Origin of the sequence: Saccharothrix xinjiangensis (assembly GCF_039527585.1) — a bacterium.
GTDB lineage: Bacteria > Actinomycetota > Actinomycetes > Mycobacteriales > Pseudonocardiaceae > Actinosynnema > Actinosynnema xinjiangensis.
The window spans coordinates 78,855-95,590 of record NZ_BAAAKE010000034.1; the positions used below are offsets into that span (position 1 = coordinate 78,855).

Annotated in this window: 17 protein-coding genes; 6 read left to right on the forward strand and 11 right to left on the reverse strand. The window is 73.3% G+C overall.

Annotated features, from left to right (window positions below; translation table 11 throughout):
• Nucleotides 1–13: 13 nt before the first annotated feature.
• The 6 genes from ABD223_RS38840 to ABD223_RS38865 all read right to left on the reverse strand — a co-directional run bounded on the left by ABD223_RS38840 (nt 14) and on the right by ABD223_RS38865 (nt 4,566).
• Nucleotides 14–232 (reverse strand): MbtH family protein, encoded by a 219-nt coding sequence (locus tag ABD223_RS38840; protein WP_344042473.1) that lies wholly within the window; start codon nt 230–232, stop codon nt 14–16.
• Between the two features lie 201 nt (nt 233–433).
• The gene (locus ABD223_RS38845; RefSeq protein ID WP_344042475.1) at nt 434–2,722 is read right to left on the reverse strand and encodes an MMPL family transporter; all 2,289 of its coding nucleotides are present in this window, start codon (nt 2,720–2,722) and stop codon (nt 434–436) included.
• A gap of 119 nt (nt 2,723–2,841) precedes the next feature.
• A complete protein-coding gene (locus ABD223_RS38850; RefSeq protein ID WP_344042477.1) occupies nt 2,842–3,111 on the reverse strand; it encodes a hypothetical protein in 270 nt (89 codons plus the stop codon).
• Nucleotides 3,108–3,422 carry an ArsR/SmtB family transcription factor gene (locus ABD223_RS38855; RefSeq protein WP_344042479.1) on the reverse strand — a complete coding sequence of 105 codons (315 nt, stop codon included), beginning with the start codon at nt 3,420–3,422 and terminating at the stop codon, nt 3,108–3,110. The genes ABD223_RS38850 and ABD223_RS38855 overlap by 4 nt, the downstream gene beginning before the upstream one ends.
• Nucleotides 3,423–3,658: 236 nt before the next feature.
• On the reverse strand, nt 3,659–4,165 hold the full coding sequence (locus ABD223_RS38860; RefSeq protein WP_344042481.1) for a tetratricopeptide repeat protein: 507 nt from the start codon (nt 4,163–4,165) through the stop codon (nt 3,659–3,661).
• A 152-nt stretch (nt 4,166–4,317) separates the two neighbouring features.
• Nucleotides 4,318–4,566, reverse strand: a complete 249-nt coding sequence (locus tag ABD223_RS38865) for a hypothetical protein (RefSeq protein WP_344042483.1) — start codon at nt 4,564–4,566, stop codon at nt 4,318–4,320.
• Nucleotides 4,567–4,884: 318 nt separating this feature from the next.
• On the opposite strand from ABD223_RS38865, the gene ABD223_RS38870 reads away from it, so the two are divergent.
• Entirely contained in the window at nt 4,885–7,608 is a 2,724-nt protein-coding gene (locus ABD223_RS38870) for an AfsR/SARP family transcriptional regulator (protein ID WP_344042485.1), read from the forward strand.
• 158 nt (nt 7,609–7,766) lie between these two features.
• Here the strand turns inward: ABD223_RS38870 and sbnA are convergent, their stop codons facing one another.
• Nucleotides 7,767–8,720 (reverse strand): 2,3-diaminopropionate biosynthesis protein SbnA, encoded by a 954-nt coding sequence (sbnA, locus tag ABD223_RS38875; RefSeq protein WP_344042487.1) that lies wholly within the window; start codon nt 8,718–8,720, stop codon nt 7,767–7,769.
• A 147-nt stretch (nt 8,721–8,867) separates the two neighbouring features.
• Between sbnA and ABD223_RS38880 the strand changes: the two genes are divergently transcribed.
• The 3 genes from ABD223_RS38880 to ABD223_RS38890 are packed head-to-tail and all read left to right on the forward strand — an operon-like array spanning nt 8,868 to nt 11,425.
• Complete coding sequence (locus tag ABD223_RS38880; RefSeq protein ID WP_344042489.1) at nt 8,868–9,809, forward strand: TauD/TfdA family dioxygenase; 942 nt, start codon at nt 8,868–8,870, stop codon at nt 9,807–9,809.
• A gap of 13 nt (nt 9,810–9,822) precedes the next feature.
• Nucleotides 9,823–11,148, forward strand: a complete 1,326-nt coding sequence (locus ABD223_RS38885; RefSeq protein WP_344042491.1) for a cation:proton antiporter — start codon at nt 9,823–9,825, stop codon at nt 11,146–11,148.
• A gap of 13 nt (nt 11,149–11,161) precedes the next feature.
• Nucleotides 11,162–11,425 (forward strand): hypothetical protein, encoded by a 264-nt coding sequence (locus ABD223_RS38890; RefSeq protein ID WP_344042493.1) that lies wholly within the window; start codon nt 11,162–11,164, stop codon nt 11,423–11,425.
• Between the two features lie 64 nt (nt 11,426–11,489).
• On the opposite strand, the gene ABD223_RS38895 is transcribed toward ABD223_RS38890, so the two are convergent.
• From ABD223_RS38895 to ABD223_RS38905, 3 genes are all read right to left on the reverse strand, one after another.
• Nucleotides 11,490–12,719 carry a cytochrome P450 gene (locus tag ABD223_RS38895; protein ID WP_344042495.1) on the reverse strand — a complete coding sequence of 410 codons (1,230 nt, stop codon included), beginning with the start codon at nt 12,717–12,719 and terminating at the stop codon, nt 11,490–11,492.
• A gap of 107 nt (nt 12,720–12,826) precedes the next feature.
• Nucleotides 12,827–13,096, reverse strand: a complete 270-nt coding sequence (locus ABD223_RS38900) for a hypothetical protein (protein ID WP_344042497.1) — start codon at nt 13,094–13,096, stop codon at nt 12,827–12,829.
• The gene (locus ABD223_RS38905; RefSeq protein WP_344042499.1) at nt 13,096–13,431 is read right to left on the reverse strand and encodes an ArsR/SmtB family transcription factor; all 336 of its coding nucleotides are present in this window, start codon (nt 13,429–13,431) and stop codon (nt 13,096–13,098) included. Before ABD223_RS38905 ends, ABD223_RS38900 begins: the two co-directional genes overlap by 1 nt.
• 489 nt (nt 13,432–13,920) lie before the next feature.
• Between ABD223_RS38905 and ABD223_RS38910 the strand changes: the two genes are divergently transcribed.
• Together ABD223_RS38910 and ABD223_RS38915 are read left to right on the forward strand one after the other, a co-directional pair.
• On the forward strand, nt 13,921–15,675 hold the full coding sequence (locus tag ABD223_RS38910; RefSeq protein ID WP_344042501.1) for an AfsR/SARP family transcriptional regulator: 1,755 nt from the start codon (nt 13,921–13,923) through the stop codon (nt 15,673–15,675).
• 335 nt (nt 15,676–16,010) lie between these two features.
• On the forward strand, nt 16,011–16,376 hold the full coding sequence (locus tag ABD223_RS38915) for a class I SAM-dependent methyltransferase (protein WP_344042503.1): 366 nt from the start codon (nt 16,011–16,013) through the stop codon (nt 16,374–16,376).
• 175 nt (nt 16,377–16,551) lie between these two features.
• On the opposite strand, the gene ABD223_RS38920 is transcribed toward ABD223_RS38915, so the two are convergent.
• Nucleotides 16,552–16,736: hypothetical protein (locus ABD223_RS38920; protein WP_486374875.1), on the reverse strand; the 185-nt coding region annotated here is incomplete at its 5' end.

The following is a 16,736-nucleotide window of genomic DNA, read 5'->3' on the forward strand; positions in this document are numbered from 1 at the left end:
CCCGGGCGTGGCTTCAGTCCGCGTTCGCCTGCGCCATGCGCTTGCGCAGGCTCAGCGGCCTCATGTCCGTCCACACGGAACCGATGTGCGCGAGGCACTCCGCGCGCGAGCCCTCCACGCCCACGGTCCGCCAGCCGGCGGGCGGCTCGCGGTCGGCGCGCCAGATGGAGTACTGCTCCTCGTGGTTGACCACGACGTGGTAGCGCTGGGTGTCGTCCTGCTCGTCGGCCATCGCGGGTCTCCTCGGGAATCCTGGGACGCACGGCTCTCGCGTGCCGACCCAGGCTGTTCCCGGACCCGATACTCCTTCTATACCTTCGCTTCCCGGCCCGCGGGCGCCCGCCCGGAACGCGGGGAGCCGGCCGCACCGGAACTGGGGGTGGTCCGGTACGGCCGGCTCCGGCCGCTCCACGCGTGGGCCGGGTGCGTGGAGCTAGACCTGGGCGGGTTCCCGCGAGGGGCCGCTGACCGGCGAGGTCCGGTGCCGCTCGCCGCCGGGGAACCACCGCAGCCAGCCGGGCAGCGTCCAGGCGCGCTCGCCCAGCAGGGACATCGCCGCGGGCAGCAGCACGCCGCGCACGACGGTGGCGTCCAGGATCACCGCCACCGCCATGCCGATGCCGAGCTGCTTGTTCTCGATCGCGGTCAGGGCGATGAACACCGCGAACACCGCCGTCATGATCACCGCCGCGCTGGTGACCACGCCGGCGCTGCTCTCGATGCCCGCGGAGATGGCGGCCCGGGCGTTGCCGGTGGTGGCGAGCCGCTCCCGCACCCGGCTGAGGATGAAGATGTGGTAGTCCATGCTCAGGCCGAAGAGGATGACGAAGATGAACAGCGGCAACCAGTCCATCACCCCGCCGTAGGAGGTGAAGCCGAACACGGGTTCGAGGTTGCCGTACTGGAAGATCCAGGTCACCACGCCGCACGCCGCGCCGATGGCCAGCAGGTTGAGCACGATCGACACCAGCGGGATGGCCAGCGACCGGAACGCCACCACCAGCAGCACGAACGCCAGCAGCAGCACGAAGCCGAACACCAGGGGCGTGCGCTCGCTGATCCGCTGGGTGAAGTCGTAGATCTGCGCGGACTTGCCGCTCACCGCGTAGTCCACCCCGTCGACCCGGCCGAGGGTCTCCGGCAGCAGTTGGGTGCGCAGTTCCTCCAGGGCGCGGTTGGTGGTCTCGTCGGTGCCCGAGCCGGAGATGGGGACCCGCAGCACCAGCGCCCGGTCGACCTGGGCCACCGCGATCGGGTCGTGGATCGCCCCGTCGGCCGCGGTCCGGTCCCGCAGCTCGTCGACCGCGGCCATGATCTCCGGCGTGCTCGCGGCGGAGCCGTCCTCCCGCCACACCACGACGCGGGTGGGCGTGGGCGCGCCGGGGAACGCCTCCTGCATGCGCACCGCGTTGTCCACGGCGACCACGCTGCGCGGCAGGCTGTTGACCACGGCCGCGTCCTGGAGGTGGATGTTGAGCACCGGCAGCGCCATGACCACCAGGGCCAGCGCCGCCCCGCCGCCCCACAGCGCCGGGCGCCGGACGACCCGGCGCACGATCGCCGACCAGATCCGCGACTCGCTCGCGGTGACCCGGCCGCGGCCCAGCAACGGCACGCGCAGCTTGTCGACCCGGTCGCCGAGCAGCGCCACGGCGGCGGGCAGCACCGTGACCGAGGCGATCATGGCGAGGCCGACCACCAGCACGGTGCCGACGGTGAGGCCCCGGAAGGCGTCCAGCTCGGTGAACAGCAACCCGGTCAGGCACAGCATGACGGTCAGGCCGGAGACCACGACCACGTGCCCGGAGGTGCGGGCGGTGACGCGCAGCGCGGCGTCGCCGTCGCGGCCCGCGAGCCGCTCCTCCCGGTAGCGGCGCAGGTAGAACAGCGAGTAGTCCACGCCGACGGCGATGCCGATCAGCAGGATCAGCGACGACACCGCGCTGTTGATCGGGATGACCTTGCCGATCACCTGGAGCAGGGAGAAGGTGGCCAGCACGCCGGTCAGCGTGAGCAGCACCGGGATGCTCGCGGCGACCAGGGAGCCGAACACCAGCACCAGGATGATCAGCACGATCGGGAGGGAGAGCAGGTGCGACCGGTTGAGGTCGTCCTTGACGATCTGGTCCACCGCGGTGGTCAGGCTGCGGTCGCCGGCCTGCGCCACCCGCAGGTCCGGGTAGCGCTGCGCGGTGGCGTCGACCGCGTCCACCGCCGCCTTGAAGTTCGCCCTGACCCGCTCGGCCGGCCCGGCGACCTCGAAGGTCACCAGCGCGGAGCGGCCGTCGGCGGAGATCAGGTCGGCGCCGTCGGGCGCGGTGGGCGAGCGGACGCCGATCGCCGCGCCCCCGGTGCCGTTGAGCGCGGCCACCAGGTCGTCGGCCGCCCGGCGCAGCTCGGGGTCGTCGGCGAACGCCGCGCCGCCCGGTTCCCTCGCCTGGACCAGGACGCTCTCCCGGATGGGGTCGAACCCCTCCTGCTCGTTGAGCACGGCTTGGGCGCGACCGGTGTCACCCGGGTCGGAGGTGCGCGCGTCGGGGCCCTCGACCACCATGCCGGCCAGGAAGGCCACCGCGACCAGGGCCAGCCAGCCGCCGATCGCGACGCCGCGGTGGCGGACGGACCAGCCGGCGATCCGCTCGACGAGGGCGATCCGGGCGCCCACCGGTTTACCGGCTCCCGGCGGCCGGCCGCCGTCGACCGACTTGCTTGTCGGCACCATGAGGTGATGTCCTTTCGGCGAAGGGGTACTGCCGTGCGAACTCGCCGGTCCGGCGAGGGTGGGTACTGCTTCTGCCAGGCCCGGGGCGCCGAGTTGCCGCTCGGCGCCCCGGGGTCGTGCTACTCCACGTCCTTGAGCACGCGCTCGATCCCACCCAGCCGCGTGCGCACCTCGTCCAACCGCTTGTCGATCTCGGTCAACCGGCGGTCGGCGTTCTCCTGGGCGACCGCGGCCGACTCGGCGAGGCTCCGGTAGGCCTGTTCGCGGTGCAGGGCGAACCGGGCCCGCCGACTGGCCGCGAGCTGCCAGATCGTCACCGCGATGACCACGGTGAGCAGGATGAAGGCCCCGGCGACGCCGAACGCCTCCTGCCATTCTCGGCCGCTCATCTGCTGTGGTCCTCTCTGCCCTGCGGCGCCTCGGCCGCGCTGAGCGTTCGTGCCGCGTCCGAGATGGACCGCGGCGTCAGGTGGAAGGCGAACGGGTTCACCTCGTAGAACTTCATCGCCTTCCCGTCCGGCGAGAGTTCCGGTTGGGCCGTGACGAGCCCCGCCGACTCCAGCTTGCGCAGGTGCACCTGCAACAGCGCGCGGCCGATGCCGAGGGTGCGGGCGAGTTGGCTGACGTAGCTGCGCCCGCCGGCCAGGGTCGCGAGGATGCGCATCCGGTGCGGGTTGGCCAGCGTTCCCAGCACATGCACCAGATCATCCCCGGAGGGCGATGTCCCTACCATATCAACACCTGGCACATGCCAAGAAATGTTAGCACCTGCCACACCGACCGCCAACCCCTCGTCCGGGAGGGTCACCCGACCGGGGCGCCGGAGGGGTCCGGACACGCGAACGGCCGGGTGGGAACCCACCCGCCCGCCGAGCACGAGACGATCACTGCGGAGTGAACGCGCCACCGGACCGCACCGGCGACGCGCGGGGAACCTCAGGAGGTCCCCTGCATCACCTCCAGGCTGGTGCGGCACCCGGAGGTGATCGGGTGGTCCGCACCGAGGACCCGGGCGCAGACCTCCAGCGTGGAGCGCTGCTGCCGCTCGGCGGCGTCGCGCCGGCCGAGGCGGTGGAGCAGGACGGCGTGGTTCACGCGACTGCCCAGCGTGGCCGGGGCGTGCTCGCCGAGCGCGGTCACCGAGGCCTCGACCAGCTCGCGCTGCAGGCGCTCGGCCTCGGCCAGGTCGCCGGCGTCGACCAGGACGGCGGTCAGGAAACGTTGACCCAACAGCGTTGTCCCGTCCGTCGGCCCGAGGACGCGGGCGCAGTCGGCGTGCGCGGCGCGCAGCTCGGCCTCGGCCTCCTCCAGCCGGCCGGCGCGGTGCAGGGCGAAGCCGAGCGCGTTGCGCAGCTCCAGCACCTCGCGGTGGTCGGCGCCGAGCCGCTCGACCGCGGCGGCGACGGCGGCCCGGCGGGCCGGGACGGGATCTTCTGCCGACATGATGTCCCCCTCTGGTCGGAAGCACCCCTCGCCCCGAGGCTACCCCCGCGACGGGGGTGCCCGACGACGCCGGCGGGGCGGCCCGGGTGTCACCCCGGGCCGCCCCGTCGATTCGCGATCGCCTGGCGGCGCGGTCGGCCGCTCCCTGCGGTTTACAGCGGGATCCAGTAGTACCCGCCGTCGATGTAGGTGCAGTAGTGGATGATGCCGAACCTGTCGGTCTTCCAGTCGCCCAACTCGTCCCTGGTGCAGGCACCGGGCGGGTTGGTCAGCGGCTGCACGACGCCGGCCGGGGCGGCCGTCGTCTCCGCGGCCTGCGCCGTGGCGGCGCCCAGGGACGTCAGCCCGAGGAGCGCGGCCACACCGGCCAGCGTCGCGAGGGCGTATCGGATGTGCTTCATCTCGTCTCCCGTTCTGGAGGTCTTCTCCACCTCCTTGGCAGGTGTCACCACTGTGGCCGGTCCGACTGACGAACGACTGACGGAGCGGGGGCGCGCCGGCCACCGACCGTCCACAAGGGACTTCCCGACACCTCGGGGGGAAGTGCGCGCGAGGGCGCGCCGACAGCCCGGTGCGATTCGATAATTCTCCTATGCGGAAACTATTCGAACCCGCCGACGTGCGACGACGCGATGTTGACATCAATGGGAAGACTTGTGCCAATATCTTTTGAGGAGTGCTGCGGCAACCGCGTCTGACTACTGGGGACGGGGAACTTCATGTCCGATTCACCAGGCTCTTCCGTGCGCGCCCGGGTGCTCGGTCCGCTGGAGGTGCGGCGGCGGGACCAGCCCGTGGAAACGGGACCGGTGCGCCAGCGGGTCATCCTCGCCCTGCTGCTGCTCAACACCGGGCGCCCGGTCCCCCGGGCGCGGCTGGTCGACGTGCTCTGGTCCGCCCCGCCCGCGAACGCGGTGAACAAGGTGCAGGGCTACGTCGCCGCCCTGCGCAACGCCCTGGAGCCCGGCCGGCGGCGCCGGGGCGAGTCGATCCTGCGGCACAGCGGCGGCGGCTACTGCCTCGACGTGCCGCGCGACCTGCTGGACCTGTCGGTGTTCGACGACCTGCTCGCCGCCGCGGCGGGCGCCCGGCCGGACGCGGCGCTCGGGCTGCTGCGCTCCGCGCTGGAGCTGTGGCGCGGCGACGTGCTCGCCGACCTGGGCGAGGCGGTCGCCGACCTGCCGGAGGTGCAGGCGGTGCGCTCGCGGCACCGGCAGGCGGTGCTGCTGGCCGCCAGGCTGGCCGAGGGGCGCGCGGCCAGCGCCGCGCTGGTGCCGCACCTGGTGCGGGCCACCGGTCCGGCCCCGCTCGACGAGGAGCTGCACGCCGCGTTGGTGGTGGCGCTGCACCGCTGCGGCAGGCGGGCCGAAGCGCTGCGGGTGTTCCACGCGGTGCGGGAACGGCTGGCCGAGGAGCTCGGCGTCGGGCCGGGCACCCGGCTCTCCGAGGCCTACCACCAGGTCCTGCGGCCCGACGCGGACCTGTCGGTGCCCGCCCAGCTGCCGCCGGACGCGCCGGGGTTCGCCGGCCGCTCCGCCCTGGTCGGGTCGCTGACCCGACGGCTGACCGAGCGGCGCCGCGACCCCGGCGTCGTCCTGCTCTCCGGCGTGGCGGGCGCCGGCAAGACCGCGCTGGCGGTGCGGGTGGCCCGTCTGGTGGCCGAGGTGTTCCCGGACGGTCAGCTCTTCGCCGACCTGGAGGGCACCGGCGACCGGCCCGCGGACCCGGACGAGGTGCTGCGCGGGTTCCTGGGCGCGCTCGGCGTGCCCGACGAACGGGTGCCCGCCGCGCTGCCCGCGCGCACGGCGCTGTTCCGGTCGCTGCTCGCGCACCGGCGCGTGCTGGTGGTGCTGGACGACGCGCGCGACGCCGCGCAGGTGCGCCCGCTGCTGCCCGGCTCGGCGACCAACGCGGTGCTGCTGACCAGCAGGTCCCACCTGGCCGCGCTCGACGTGGCGGACCGGGTGGACGTGGGTGTGCTCAGCACCCCGGACGCCGTCGCGCTGCTGTCCGCGGCGCTGGGCGGGCCGCCGCGGGACGGCGCGGGCGAACTGGTCGCGGCGTGCGGGCACCTGCCGCTCGCGCTGCGCATCGCCGCCGGTCGGGTCCTGCTGGGCGGCCGGGAGGACCTGGGCCCGGTCACCGGCCTGCTGCGCGACGAGCGGGTCCGGATGGATGAGCTGAGGCTCGACGACCTCGGGGTGCGCGCCAGCCTCATGCCCAGCTACCGGCGCCTGGAGGCCGCGTCGGCGCGCGCGTTCCGCCTGCTGGCCGCCGCGCCGTGCCCGGCGCCGAGCACGGCCGCCGCCGCGGTGGCCCTGGGGACGGGGCCGGACCGGCTCGCCGGCCTGCTGGAGCCGCTGGTCGACGCGCACCTGGTGCGGGTCGACCGGGGCCGGTGCGAGTTCCACGGCCTGGTGCGCGCGTTCGGCCGGGAACGGGCGCTGGCCGAGGAACCGGAGGCGTGGCTCGGGCAGGCCCGGACGAGGCTGGCCGGCTGGTACCTGGGCGCGCTGTGGCGCGCGGTGCACGCGGTCCTGCCCGGGTCGGGTGGCGGGGAGGTCCGGCTGCCCGGCGCGGCCGGCGCGCCGCGGTTCACCGACCCGGCGGTGGCCTCGTCGTGGCTGGACGACCACGAGGACGACCTGGTCGAGGTGATCCGCCACGCGATCGAGGACCGCCTCGTGGACACCGCCGTCGCACTGGCCGCCACCGAGCGCTTCGGCCGCTACTTCACCCGGCGCGGCCACCCCGGGCACCACCGGCGGCTGTGCGAGGCCGCGCTGGACCGCGCGTGCGCCGAGGGCGACGCGGACGGCCAGGCCCTGGCCGCGATCGGCCTCGGCGCCGCGGCCCTCCAGGCGGGCGACCCGGACACCGCCTTCGAGCACCTGTCGTGGGCGGTCAAGCACCTCGACCGGTCCGGTACCCGGGAGGAGGCGACGGCGTGGGCCGACCTCGCCCTGGTGCACGACGCCAGGGGCGAACCCCGCGAGGCGCTCGACGCCCTGCACCGCGCCCGGCAGATCTACCAGCGGGTCGGCGACGAGCGCGGTTCGGTCGCGGTGCTGGGTGGGCTGGGCAGGCAGCACACCGCGCTCGCCGACTACCCGTCGGCGCTGGTGACGCTGCGACGGGCACTGGCCCGCGCCCGGCGCCTCGGGCTGGCCGAGCTGGTCGCCGACCTGCACAACGGGATCGGCGACACCTGGCGCCACGCCGGTGACGCCGAGCAGGCCGTGGCCGGCTACCAGGCGGGGTTGAGCCGGGCCGAGCGGCTCGGCGACGTGCGCGTGGAGGCGGCGGCGCTGGAGGGCTTGGGGCTGACCTACCTGCGCAGCGGCCACACGCGGCGCGCCGGCGAGAAGCTGGCGCAGGCGGCCGACCGCTACCTGGCGCTCGGCAACCACCCCCGGGCCGCCGCGCTCCGGGCTGCGCTCTGAGCGGAACGGGGTTCGGCCCGAGAGCCGGTGGCGGAGTCGGCGGGCAGCGGAGTCGGCGGGCAGCGGGAGCGGCGGGCAGCGGGAGCGGCGGGCAGCGGGCCCACGCGTCCCGGCCGGGCAGCCCCCGTCGCAGCACGGCGCACCGGCCGGGACACCCGTCACCCGTCGAGGTCGAAGACCTCGCGGCCCCACTGCTCGTCGTAAACGGTGTCGAGGTAGTGGTTCCCGAGGTCGGGCGAGATGGTCACCGCCGTCAGGTCGTCGCCCGCGCCGGCCCGGTCCAGCCAGGTCAGCGCCCCGGCCACGGCCGTCCCGGTCGAGCCGCCGAACAGGAAGCCCTTGCGCAGCATGGCGCGGCACGCGCGCACCGCGTCCACCTCCGGCACGTGCAGGACCTCGTCCACCCACGACTCGTCGAGGATGGCGGGCCGCACGCTGGAGCCCAGACCGGGGATCATCCGCCGACCGGGCGGCATCCCGAACGTCACCGAGCCCACCGAGTCGATCGCCACCACCCGCACGGACGGGTGGTGCTCCCGGAAGTACCGGGCGCAGCCCATCAGCGTGCCGGTGGTGCCCGCGCCGACGAAGAGCACGTCCAGTTCCGGGAAGGCCTTGGCGATCTCGGGCCCGGTGGTGCGGTAGTGGCCGCCCCAGTTGCCCGGGTTGGCGTACTGGTTGAGCCACACGTAGTCCGGGTGCTCCCGGCACAGCCGCCGCACGCGCGCCAGGCGGGTGCCGAGGTAGCCGCCCGCCTCGTCGGGCTCGTCGACCACGTGCACCTCCGCGCCGTAGGCGGCCATGACGCGGCGCGCGGCGGCGGTGGAGCGCACGTCGGTGACGCACACGAACCGGTAACCCCTCGCCGCGGCCACCACGCTCAGCGCCACGCCCATGTTGCCCGAGGACGACTCGACGACCGTGCCGCCGGGCGCGAGCGCGCCCAGCCGCTCCTGGACCTCCACCATCTCCAGCGCGGCCTTGAGCTTGATGGACCCCGCGAAGTTGAAGCCCTCGCACTTGAGGAACAGACTTCGGCCGAACGCGCCGCGCAGGTCGACGTACAGGTCGCCGACGTTGAAATCGGCCGGACTGGTGATGATCGACGTCACGAGCTCCCCCCCGATGCCGGTATCGGGAAAATCGTGTCGCTCCGTCGATATTCCGGCTATACGCGGGCTGCGCGGGGCCGGGTACGGAAGAAATATAGGCGTCGCGCAAAAGGTCGGTCCCACGTCTCACCCGTGGGGAGCACACCGATGGCACACGACCCGAACTGGGTTCCCGAGGAACTCGACCCGACCGGCCTGGGGGCGGAACCGACCCCGCGGGGCCTGATCGACTTCCTCGCCTCCGACAACGGCCTGGACGAGCTGCTCGTCCGGCACAAGGCCCTGGTGTTCCGGGGCTTCGGCGTCACGAGCGCCGAGCTGCCTGAGGTCATGGACCTCCTGCTGCCCAACCGCCTGGCCTACGTGCACGGGAACTCGCCGCGCACCAAGGTCGGCGACAACGTCTACACCTCCACCGAGTACCCGCCCGAGTACACGATCTCCATGCACAACGAGATGTCCTACGCCCACCAGTGGCCGTCGCGGCTGCTGTTCTTCTGCGCGCGGCAGCCCGGCAGCGGCGGCGCGACGCCCGTGGTGGACGGGGTGCGCTGGCTGGAGTCGCTGGACCCGGAGGTTCGGGAGGCGTTCGTGCCGGGCGTGCGGTACGTGCAGAACCTGCACGGCGGCAAGGGGTTGGGCAAGAGCTGGCAGGACACGTTCGAGACCGGCGACCGCGCCAAGGTGGACGCGTTCCTGGCCGGCGCCGGTGCGCGCTGGGAGTGGAAGGACGACGGCGGGGTGCGGGTCGAGCAGCACCGGCCCTCGACGACCCGGCACCCGGTCACCGGCGACGAGGTGTGGTTCAACCAGGCCGACCAGTGGCACGTGGCGGGTCTGGGCGACGAGACGGCCGGCGCGCTGCACTCCATCATGGACGAAGCGGACCTGCCGCAGTCGGTGACGTTCGCCGACGGCTCGCCCATCCCCGCCGAGTACGTCACGCAGGTCCGCGACCGGGGCCTCGACGCGGCGGTGGACGTGGACTGGCGGGAGGGCGACCTGCTGCTCATCGACAACGTGCTGGTGGGGCACGGCAGGCGGCCGTTCACCGGCGCGCGCCGCATCCTCGTCGCGATGTCGGACTGACCGGGACCGGACCGTGGCGATCGCGCTCGCGCCCGTGCCGCCGATCGGCGGGCACCCGCTGCTGCTGTTCCTGCTCCAGGTCGGGCTCCTGCTGGCGGTGGCGCTGCTGCTGGGCAGGCTGGCCGTGCGCTGCGGGCTGCCCGCGATCGTGGGCGAGCTGCTGACCGGCGTGCTCCTCGGGCCGTCGCTGCTGGGCCACCTCGCCCCCGCGTGGTGGGCGTGGCTGTTCCCGCCCGATCCGGCGCAGTTCCACCTGCTCGACGCGTTCGGGCAGTTCGGGGTGCTGCTGCTGGTCGGCGTCACCGGCCTGCACCTGGACTTCGGCCTGGTCCGCCGGCGCGGCGCGACGGCCGCGCGGGTCAGCCTGCCGGGGTTCGCGGTGCCGCTGGCGCTGGGCATCGCGGCCGGGTTCGCGGTGCCCGCGTCGCTGCTGGCCGGCCGGGGCGACCGGCCGGTGTTCGCGCTGTTCCTCGGGATCGCGATGTGCGTGAGCGCCATCCCGGTGATCGCGAAGACCCTGCTGGACCTGAAGCTGCTGCACCGCGACGTCGGCCAGCTCATCCTCGTGGCGGGGACGGTGGACGACGTGCTCGGCTGGATCGGGCTGTCCGCGGTCACCGCCATGGCCACCACCGGGCTGCGGGCCGGCGGGGTCCTGCGGTCGGTGGCGTTCCTGGTGCTGTTCCTGGTGGTGGCGGCGCTGGTGGCCCGGCCGCTGGTGCGCCGGGCGCTGCGGGCGAGCACCCGGTCCGAGGGCGGGACCACCGTCGCGGTCGCCGTGGTGGTGGTCGTGCTGTGCGGCGTCGTCACGCACGCCCTGGGCCTGGAGGCCGTGTTCGGGGCGCTGGTCGGCGGCGTCCTGGTGCGGGCCGCCGGGCCGGACGTCCTGGCGCGGCTGGCACCGCTGCGGACGCTGGTGACCGCGGTGCTGGCCCCGGTGTTCTTCGCGACGGCCGGGCTGCGCGTGGACCTCACCGCGCTGGCGGACCCGGTGGTGGCGGTGACCGCGTTGGCGCTGCTGGCGATCGCGGTGGTCGGCAAGTTCACCGGGGCGTGGCTGGGCGCGTGGACCAGCGGTCTGAACCGGTGGGAGGCGCTGGCGCTGGGCGCGGGCCTGAACGCCCGCGGCGTGGTCGAGGTGGTCGTGGCGATGGTCGGCCTGCGGCTGGGGGTGCTGAGCACGGCGACCTACACGGTGGTGGTGCTGATCGCCGTCGTCACGTCGGTGATGGCGCCGCCGATCCTGCGCTTCGCCACCGCGCGCATCGAGGTGGCCGCGGAGGAGGAGGTGCGGCGCGCCGAGTTCGAACCCGCCGCGCCCGCGGTGGGCAAGGGGTGAACGCGGTGCACCGGTGGCAGGGCTCGTCGTGGACGAGGACCGCGCTGCCCGACGGCACCGACGACGAGCACACTCGTACCCGCGCGGGTTCGCGCCGCACAGCAGCGGCCTGCCGGCCGCGCAGATCCACACCACCCACGAGGGTTTGGTGCGCTGGCCGGGCACCGGGCGGCAGGCTGCGGGCCCGGTCGCCGCGACCACGTCCGTGCACGACCTGTCCGCCCTGCCGGACGGCCCGGTCGTCGCGGCGGCGCGCAGCCGTTCATCGCGCGGCTGACGCCCTGACGGCATCGACGAAGGGTGCCGGGTGATCCCGGCCCCCTTCGCCGTGCGCGGAACCCTCAGCGCAGCCCGAACCGGATCGGCAACTTCTTGAGGAACCGGAAGTTCACGCTCTCCAGCCACTCCAGCCGCGGTTCCGCCACCCTCAGGTCCCTGGTCCGCGCCAGCAGCGACGCGATCGCCAGCTCGATCTCCGCGAGCGCCAGCGACGCGCCCAGGCAGTAGTGGATGCCCGACCCGAACGACAGGTGGTCGGTGGCCTTGCGGGTCACGTCCAGCCGGTCCGGGTCGGGGTAGTGCCGGGGGTCGCGGTTGCCGGCGCCGACCACCAGCGCCACCGACTCGCCGGCCGCGACCCGCACGCCCGCGACCTCCAGGTCGGTCAGCGCGACGCGGGTGGTGAACTGGACCGAGCTGTCGTAGCGCAGGAACTCGTGCGCGGCGTTCGCCGCCAGGTCCGGCCGCTCGCGCAGCAGCCGCGCCTGGTCGGGGTGCTCGACCAGGGCGAGCACCGCGTTGCCGATCAGGTGGGTGGTGGTGGCCTGGCCGGCGTCGATGAGCAGCAGGAAGTTGGCGAAGACCTCGTCCTCGGTGTAGTCGCCGCTCGCCAGCTGGGGCGCGACGACCTGGCTGAACAGGTCGGCGCCGGTGCCGTCGCGGCGGCCCGCCACGCCCTCGTCGAACACCGACCGCAGCCGGGCGATGCGCGGCAGCTCGGCCCGCGACTGGGTGAAGTACTCGTGCAGCAGGCCCTGCCAGTCCTCCAGCAGGTGCATGTGGTGCGCGGGCACGCCCGCCAGCCGGCCGACCACCTCGCGCGTCAGCGGTTCGGAGAAGTCGTGGATGACGTCCATCCGCCCGGTGGGCACCACCCGGTCGAGCAACCGGTCGACCTGCTCCTGGATGACCGGTCGCATCCGCCTGGTGAACCCCGGCGTCAGGCCCGGCCGGACCAGCCTGCGCAGGTGCGTGTGCCGCGGCGGCTCGTTGAACAGCATCATGTCCGCCAGCGCGGTGCGCAGCGGCGCGATCTCACGCCGCGCGGTCGGCGACAGCTGCTCGTGGAAGCCGTCGATGCGCGCCCCGGAGAGGCGGTCGTCCTTGGCCAGCCGGGCGATCTCGTCGTACCCGACCACCACCCAGGACCGCATCCACTCGTCCCAGTGCACCGGGCCGCTCTCGCGCAGCGCGCGGTAGAGGGCGTAGGGGTTGCCGCCCCACTCGTCGGTGAGCACGGCGAGCAGGCTCGGCGCGCTGGTGGCGCTCGCGCGAAAACCGGGTGCGTTCATGGTCACCACGGTCGCCCGGCGACCTATATTCCTTCGGTAGCCCCGCTATCGGCGCCGGCCACCCGGACCTCCGCGGGCGGTCCTGTGTGGACACACCCGCGCGCGGCTCACTCGACTTCCCTGAGCACCCGCTCGATGGAGGCGAGCCGGGTGTCCACCGCGGCCAGCCGCTCGTCGATGGCCTCCAGCTGCCGCCGGGTGGCCTCCCGCTCGCGCTCGGCCGACTCGGCGAGCGCGCGGTACGCCTCCTCGCGGCCCACCACGACCTTGGCCCGCCAGGTGGCGGCGAGCTGCCAGATCCCCACTGTGATCACGGCCGTCAGCAGGACGAAGACCCCGATGGTGCCGACGACCTCCATCCAGTCTGAATCCCGCATCACGGCGTTCCCTTCTCGCTTTGCCGCGGGCTGAGCGTCCGCACGGCGTTGGCCACCGACTCCGGCGTCAGGTCCAGGTGGAACCTGGTGACTTCGTAGAACTTCATGGCCTTGCCGTCCGGGGAGAGCTCCAGCTGCGACGTGACGAGCCCCGCGTGCTCCAGCTTGCGCAGGTGGACCTGGAGCAGCGCGCGGCTGATGCCCAGCTCCCGGGCGAGCTCGCTGACGTAGTTGCGCTCCCGCACCAGGGCGGCGACCACCCGCAGCCGGTGCGGGTTGGCCAGCGTGGCCAGCGCCAGGACCAAGCCGTCCCCCGTCGGCATGGGGAGGCTCATTGCGACTCCTGGGCCATGCCAAAGAACCTTAGCAGGTGCTAACCTGACCTACAACCGGAGCACGGGGAGGGGGCCGATCGGCACCGGCGAACCGGCGGTCAACATCTACGCGGGATCTATACCGCAGCCATAACGGGTTTCCGATCGCGTCGCCCGAGGGGCCGATGGCGACATTTCGGAACTTACCGCGAGGTAACCGAACGGCGATAGGCGATCATCCGGCGATCTGGTCAGTTCGCCGAACTTCGGCTACGGTGACGGATCGAGGACACTCCGGTCGGGTAAGCAGTGATCACCGGCGGCACCGGCGGCGATCACATTGCACCGCGGAGCCGGCTGGGTATTCCGACTCACACGGTGATGACATCCCGACCTCCTCGGACAACAACTCGCATGGGGGGATGCTTGGTGGAGTTCAGGATATTAGGACCGGTAGGACTCTGGGCCAACGGCGTCGAACTGCCGCTTAAGGGGTCGAAGCAGCGGACGATGCTGGCCGCGCTGCTGATCGCCGACGAACGCGCCCTGTCCGACGCCTACCTGGGTGAAGCGCTCTGGGGGAAGAACCCGCCGAAGACTTACCAGGCGCAATTGTACACATATGTTTCGCGCCTCCGGCCGCACCTGCGCGACAACATGAGAATCATCCGGAAAGGACCGGGCTACCAGCTCCGGACGGGTTCCGCGAGATTCGACTACAAGGAGTTCGACGAGTTGTCCCGAGCGGGCCGCACGGCCCTGCGCGACCACCGCTACGACAAGGCGGCGGACTTGTTGGGAACGGCTCTCTCGCTGTGGCGGGGACCGACCCTGGCCGATGTCACCGAGCACATGGCGGAGGCGGAGCGGCCCCGGATCGAAGAGGCGAGACTGGAGGCGCTGGAACTGCGGATCGACGCGGAACTGGCGCTGGGCAGGCACGACCGGCTCACCGCGGAACTCACCGGCCTGGTCAACACCCACCCGTTGCGGGAACGGCTGCGCGCGCAGCTGATGATGGCGCTCTACCGGTCCGACCAGCAGGCCGCCGCGATCGCCACCTATCACGAGGGGTGCCTGCTGCTGGCCGAGGAACTGGGCGTGGACCCGGGCCCGACGTTGCGCAGCACGTACCAGGCGATCCTGACCGACGACCTGGGCGCGACCACCGCCGCCGCACCGAGGCCGCGCCCGCCGGCGGTGGCCGCGGCGCGGCCCTCCACGCTCCCGCCGGACATCGCGGACTTCAGCGGGCGCCGGGAGCAGCTCGCCTCGGTGGCCGAGGTCGTCGGCCACGACGACGAGTCCCGGCCGCCGCCGGTGCTCGTGGTGACCGGCATGGCGGGCCTGGGCAAGACGGCGCTCGCGCTGCACGCGGCCAACCGCCACCGCGCGGCCTTCCCGGACGGCCGGCTGTTCGTCGACCTGGGCGGGTCGACGGACCGGCCGCGCACCCCGGAGGAGGCGCTCGGGGTGCTGCTGGAGGCGTTGGGGCACAACGACGTCCCCGCGTCCCTCGACCAGCGGGCGCTGCTGTACCGCAACGCGCTCGCCGAGCGGCGGGTGCTCGTGGTGCTGGACGACGCGGCGGACGACGAGCAGGTCCGCGCCCTGCTGCCGGGCGCGCCCCGGTGCCAGGTGCTGGTCACCTCGCGAACGCCGCTGCCGACGCTGGAGGGCCAGCGGACGGTGTGGTTGGAGCCGTTCACCGACGAGGAGTCGCTCGCGCTGCTCATCCGCATCACCGGGGCGAAGCGCGTGGTCACCGAGCGGACCGAGGCCGAGCGCATCGTGTGGCTGTGCGGCGGGCTGCCGCTGGCGATCCGGGTGGCGGGCGCGCGGCTGGCGGCCAAGCCGCACTGGTCGCTGTCGTGGTTCGCCAACCGGCTCTCCGGCGACCGGCGGCGGCTGGGCGAGCTGAAGCTAGGCGACCTGGACGTGCGGCGCAGCCTGGCGGGCAACCTGCGCGGGCTGTCCGCGGGCGACCGCGCCGCGCTGCTGCTGCTCGCCGACTTCGACGCGCCCTCGTTCGGCTACGCGGCGATCGGGCGCCTGCTGGGGGTGGCGCAGCCGGTGGCCGAGCAGGTCACCGAACGGCTGGTCGACCGGCACCTGCTGGCGCAGGAGGGCACGGACCTCGACGGCGAGCTGCTGTTCGGGTTCCACCCGCTGCTGCGACTGCTGGCGCGGGAGATGCGCCAGGCGGTGGGGATGCGCGTGTCGTCGCGCGACCTGCGGGCCCGCCTGACCCTGCGGCCCGCTTGAGCACACGACCCCGATAGTCCACTCTGGACCTGATGGTCTGTCCAGAGTGGACTATCAGGCGGCCGCCCCGCCGGGAACGGCGTCCCGCCCGGCGGGACGCCACCGCGTTCGCACGACGGCGGCGAGCGGGCGGCACGGCGTCCGCCGAGCCCGCCCGAGAAGTCGTTCACCGATCCCCATCGGGTGCTGCCGGCATCTCGGGGACCGCTGACTGCGGAGGAAGCCATGGCTGCCCGGCACCTCACACCGGGCCACCGCACCGAGGCCGTTCGACGGCCCGGTGCCGCCCGGTGACATCGCCATCAGGAACCGATGCACCGCAAGGAGCTTCCCCCATGTCCGGAACACCCTCGTCCACCTGGTACGTGGACTTCTTCACCGAACTGCCCAACGAGTTCTGGCGGCGCGCCGTGCCACCGGAGGTCACCGTCGAGGAGATCGACTTCGTCGAGGAACGCCTCGACCTCGCGCCGCGCTCGCTGGTCCTGGACGTGCCGTGCGGCAGCGGACGGCACAGCCTGGAACTCGCGCGACGCGGCCACCGCGTGACCGGGGTCGACCTGTCCGCCGAAGCGATCGGGCACGCCCGGCGCGCCGCCACCGACCTCGACGTCGACTTCACCTCAGCGGCCGACCTTCGTGTCGAACGGCGGTTGCCGGGCCGCTGTTGCCCGGCAACCGCCGTTCATGATGATCGTTGACGCACTTCTCGACGTGGTGGAGGCGGTCGTGGCCGTCAGCGGCGTCGCAGGCCGCAGCCGATCACCGGAGCCGGGTATGCCGTCGCAGTGCCGGCACGTGGATCGGTGGCAGCCTGGCGATCGCCCTTCGTCCACAGGCCAAGAGCAAAGCTCGACCGCACCTGGTGGGGTTCGTTCAGCAGGTGCCGTTCGATTCCTTCATGCCCGTGTTGGCGCCTGCGGTGCGGTTGACGATGCCGGGCACGCAGGTGGTCTGGTCGAGTGTGTAGGCGTAGGGGATGGAGACCGTGGTGGTGGACTTGACGTCGGGGCCGGCGGGGTTGGTGTCGCTGCCGGGGGCGGACCAGGTCGCGTTGTCGA

What these genes read in the sequence shown, in the direction of transcription:
- ABD223_RS38840 (WP_344042473.1), bottom strand. Translation starts at nt 232, where the DNA reads ATGGCCGACGAGCAGGACGACACCCAGCGCTACCACGTCGTGGTCAAC.
- ABD223_RS38845 (WP_344042475.1), bottom strand. Translation starts at nt 2,722, where the DNA reads ATGGTGCCGACAAGCAAGTCGGTCGACGGCGGCCGGCCGCCGGGAGCC.
- ABD223_RS38850 (WP_344042477.1), bottom strand. Translation starts at nt 3,111, where the DNA reads ATGAGCGGCCGAGAATGGCAGGAGGCGTTCGGCGTCGCCGGGGCCTTC.
- ABD223_RS38860 (WP_344042481.1), bottom strand. Translation starts at nt 4,165, where the DNA reads ATGTCGGCAGAAGATCCCGTCCCGGCCCGCCGGGCCGCCGTCGCCGCC.
- ABD223_RS38865 (WP_344042483.1), bottom strand. Translation starts at nt 4,566, where the DNA reads ATGAAGCACATCCGATACGCCCTCGCGACGCTGGCCGGTGTGGCCGCG.
- ABD223_RS38870 (WP_344042485.1), top strand. Translation starts at nt 4,885, where the DNA reads ATGTCCGATTCACCAGGCTCTTCCGTGCGCGCCCGGGTGCTCGGTCCG.
- ABD223_RS38880 (WP_344042489.1), top strand. Translation starts at nt 8,868, where the DNA reads ATGGCACACGACCCGAACTGGGTTCCCGAGGAACTCGACCCGACCGGC.
- ABD223_RS38895 (WP_344042495.1), bottom strand. Translation starts at nt 12,719, where the DNA reads ATGAACGCACCCGGTTTTCGCGCGAGCGCCACCAGCGCGCCGAGCCTG.
- ABD223_RS38900 (WP_344042497.1), bottom strand. Translation starts at nt 13,096, where the DNA reads ATGCGGGATTCAGACTGGATGGAGGTCGTCGGCACCATCGGGGTCTTC.
- ABD223_RS38905 (WP_344042499.1), bottom strand. Translation starts at nt 13,431, where the DNA reads ATGAGCCTCCCCATGCCGACGGGGGACGGCTTGGTCCTGGCGCTGGCC.
- ABD223_RS38910 (WP_344042501.1), top strand. Translation starts at nt 13,921, where the DNA reads ATGCTGGCCGCGCTGCTGATCGCCGACGAACGCGCCCTGTCCGACGCC.
- ABD223_RS38915 (WP_344042503.1), top strand. Translation starts at nt 16,011, where the DNA reads ATGTCCGGAACACCCTCGTCCACCTGGTACGTGGACTTCTTCACCGAA.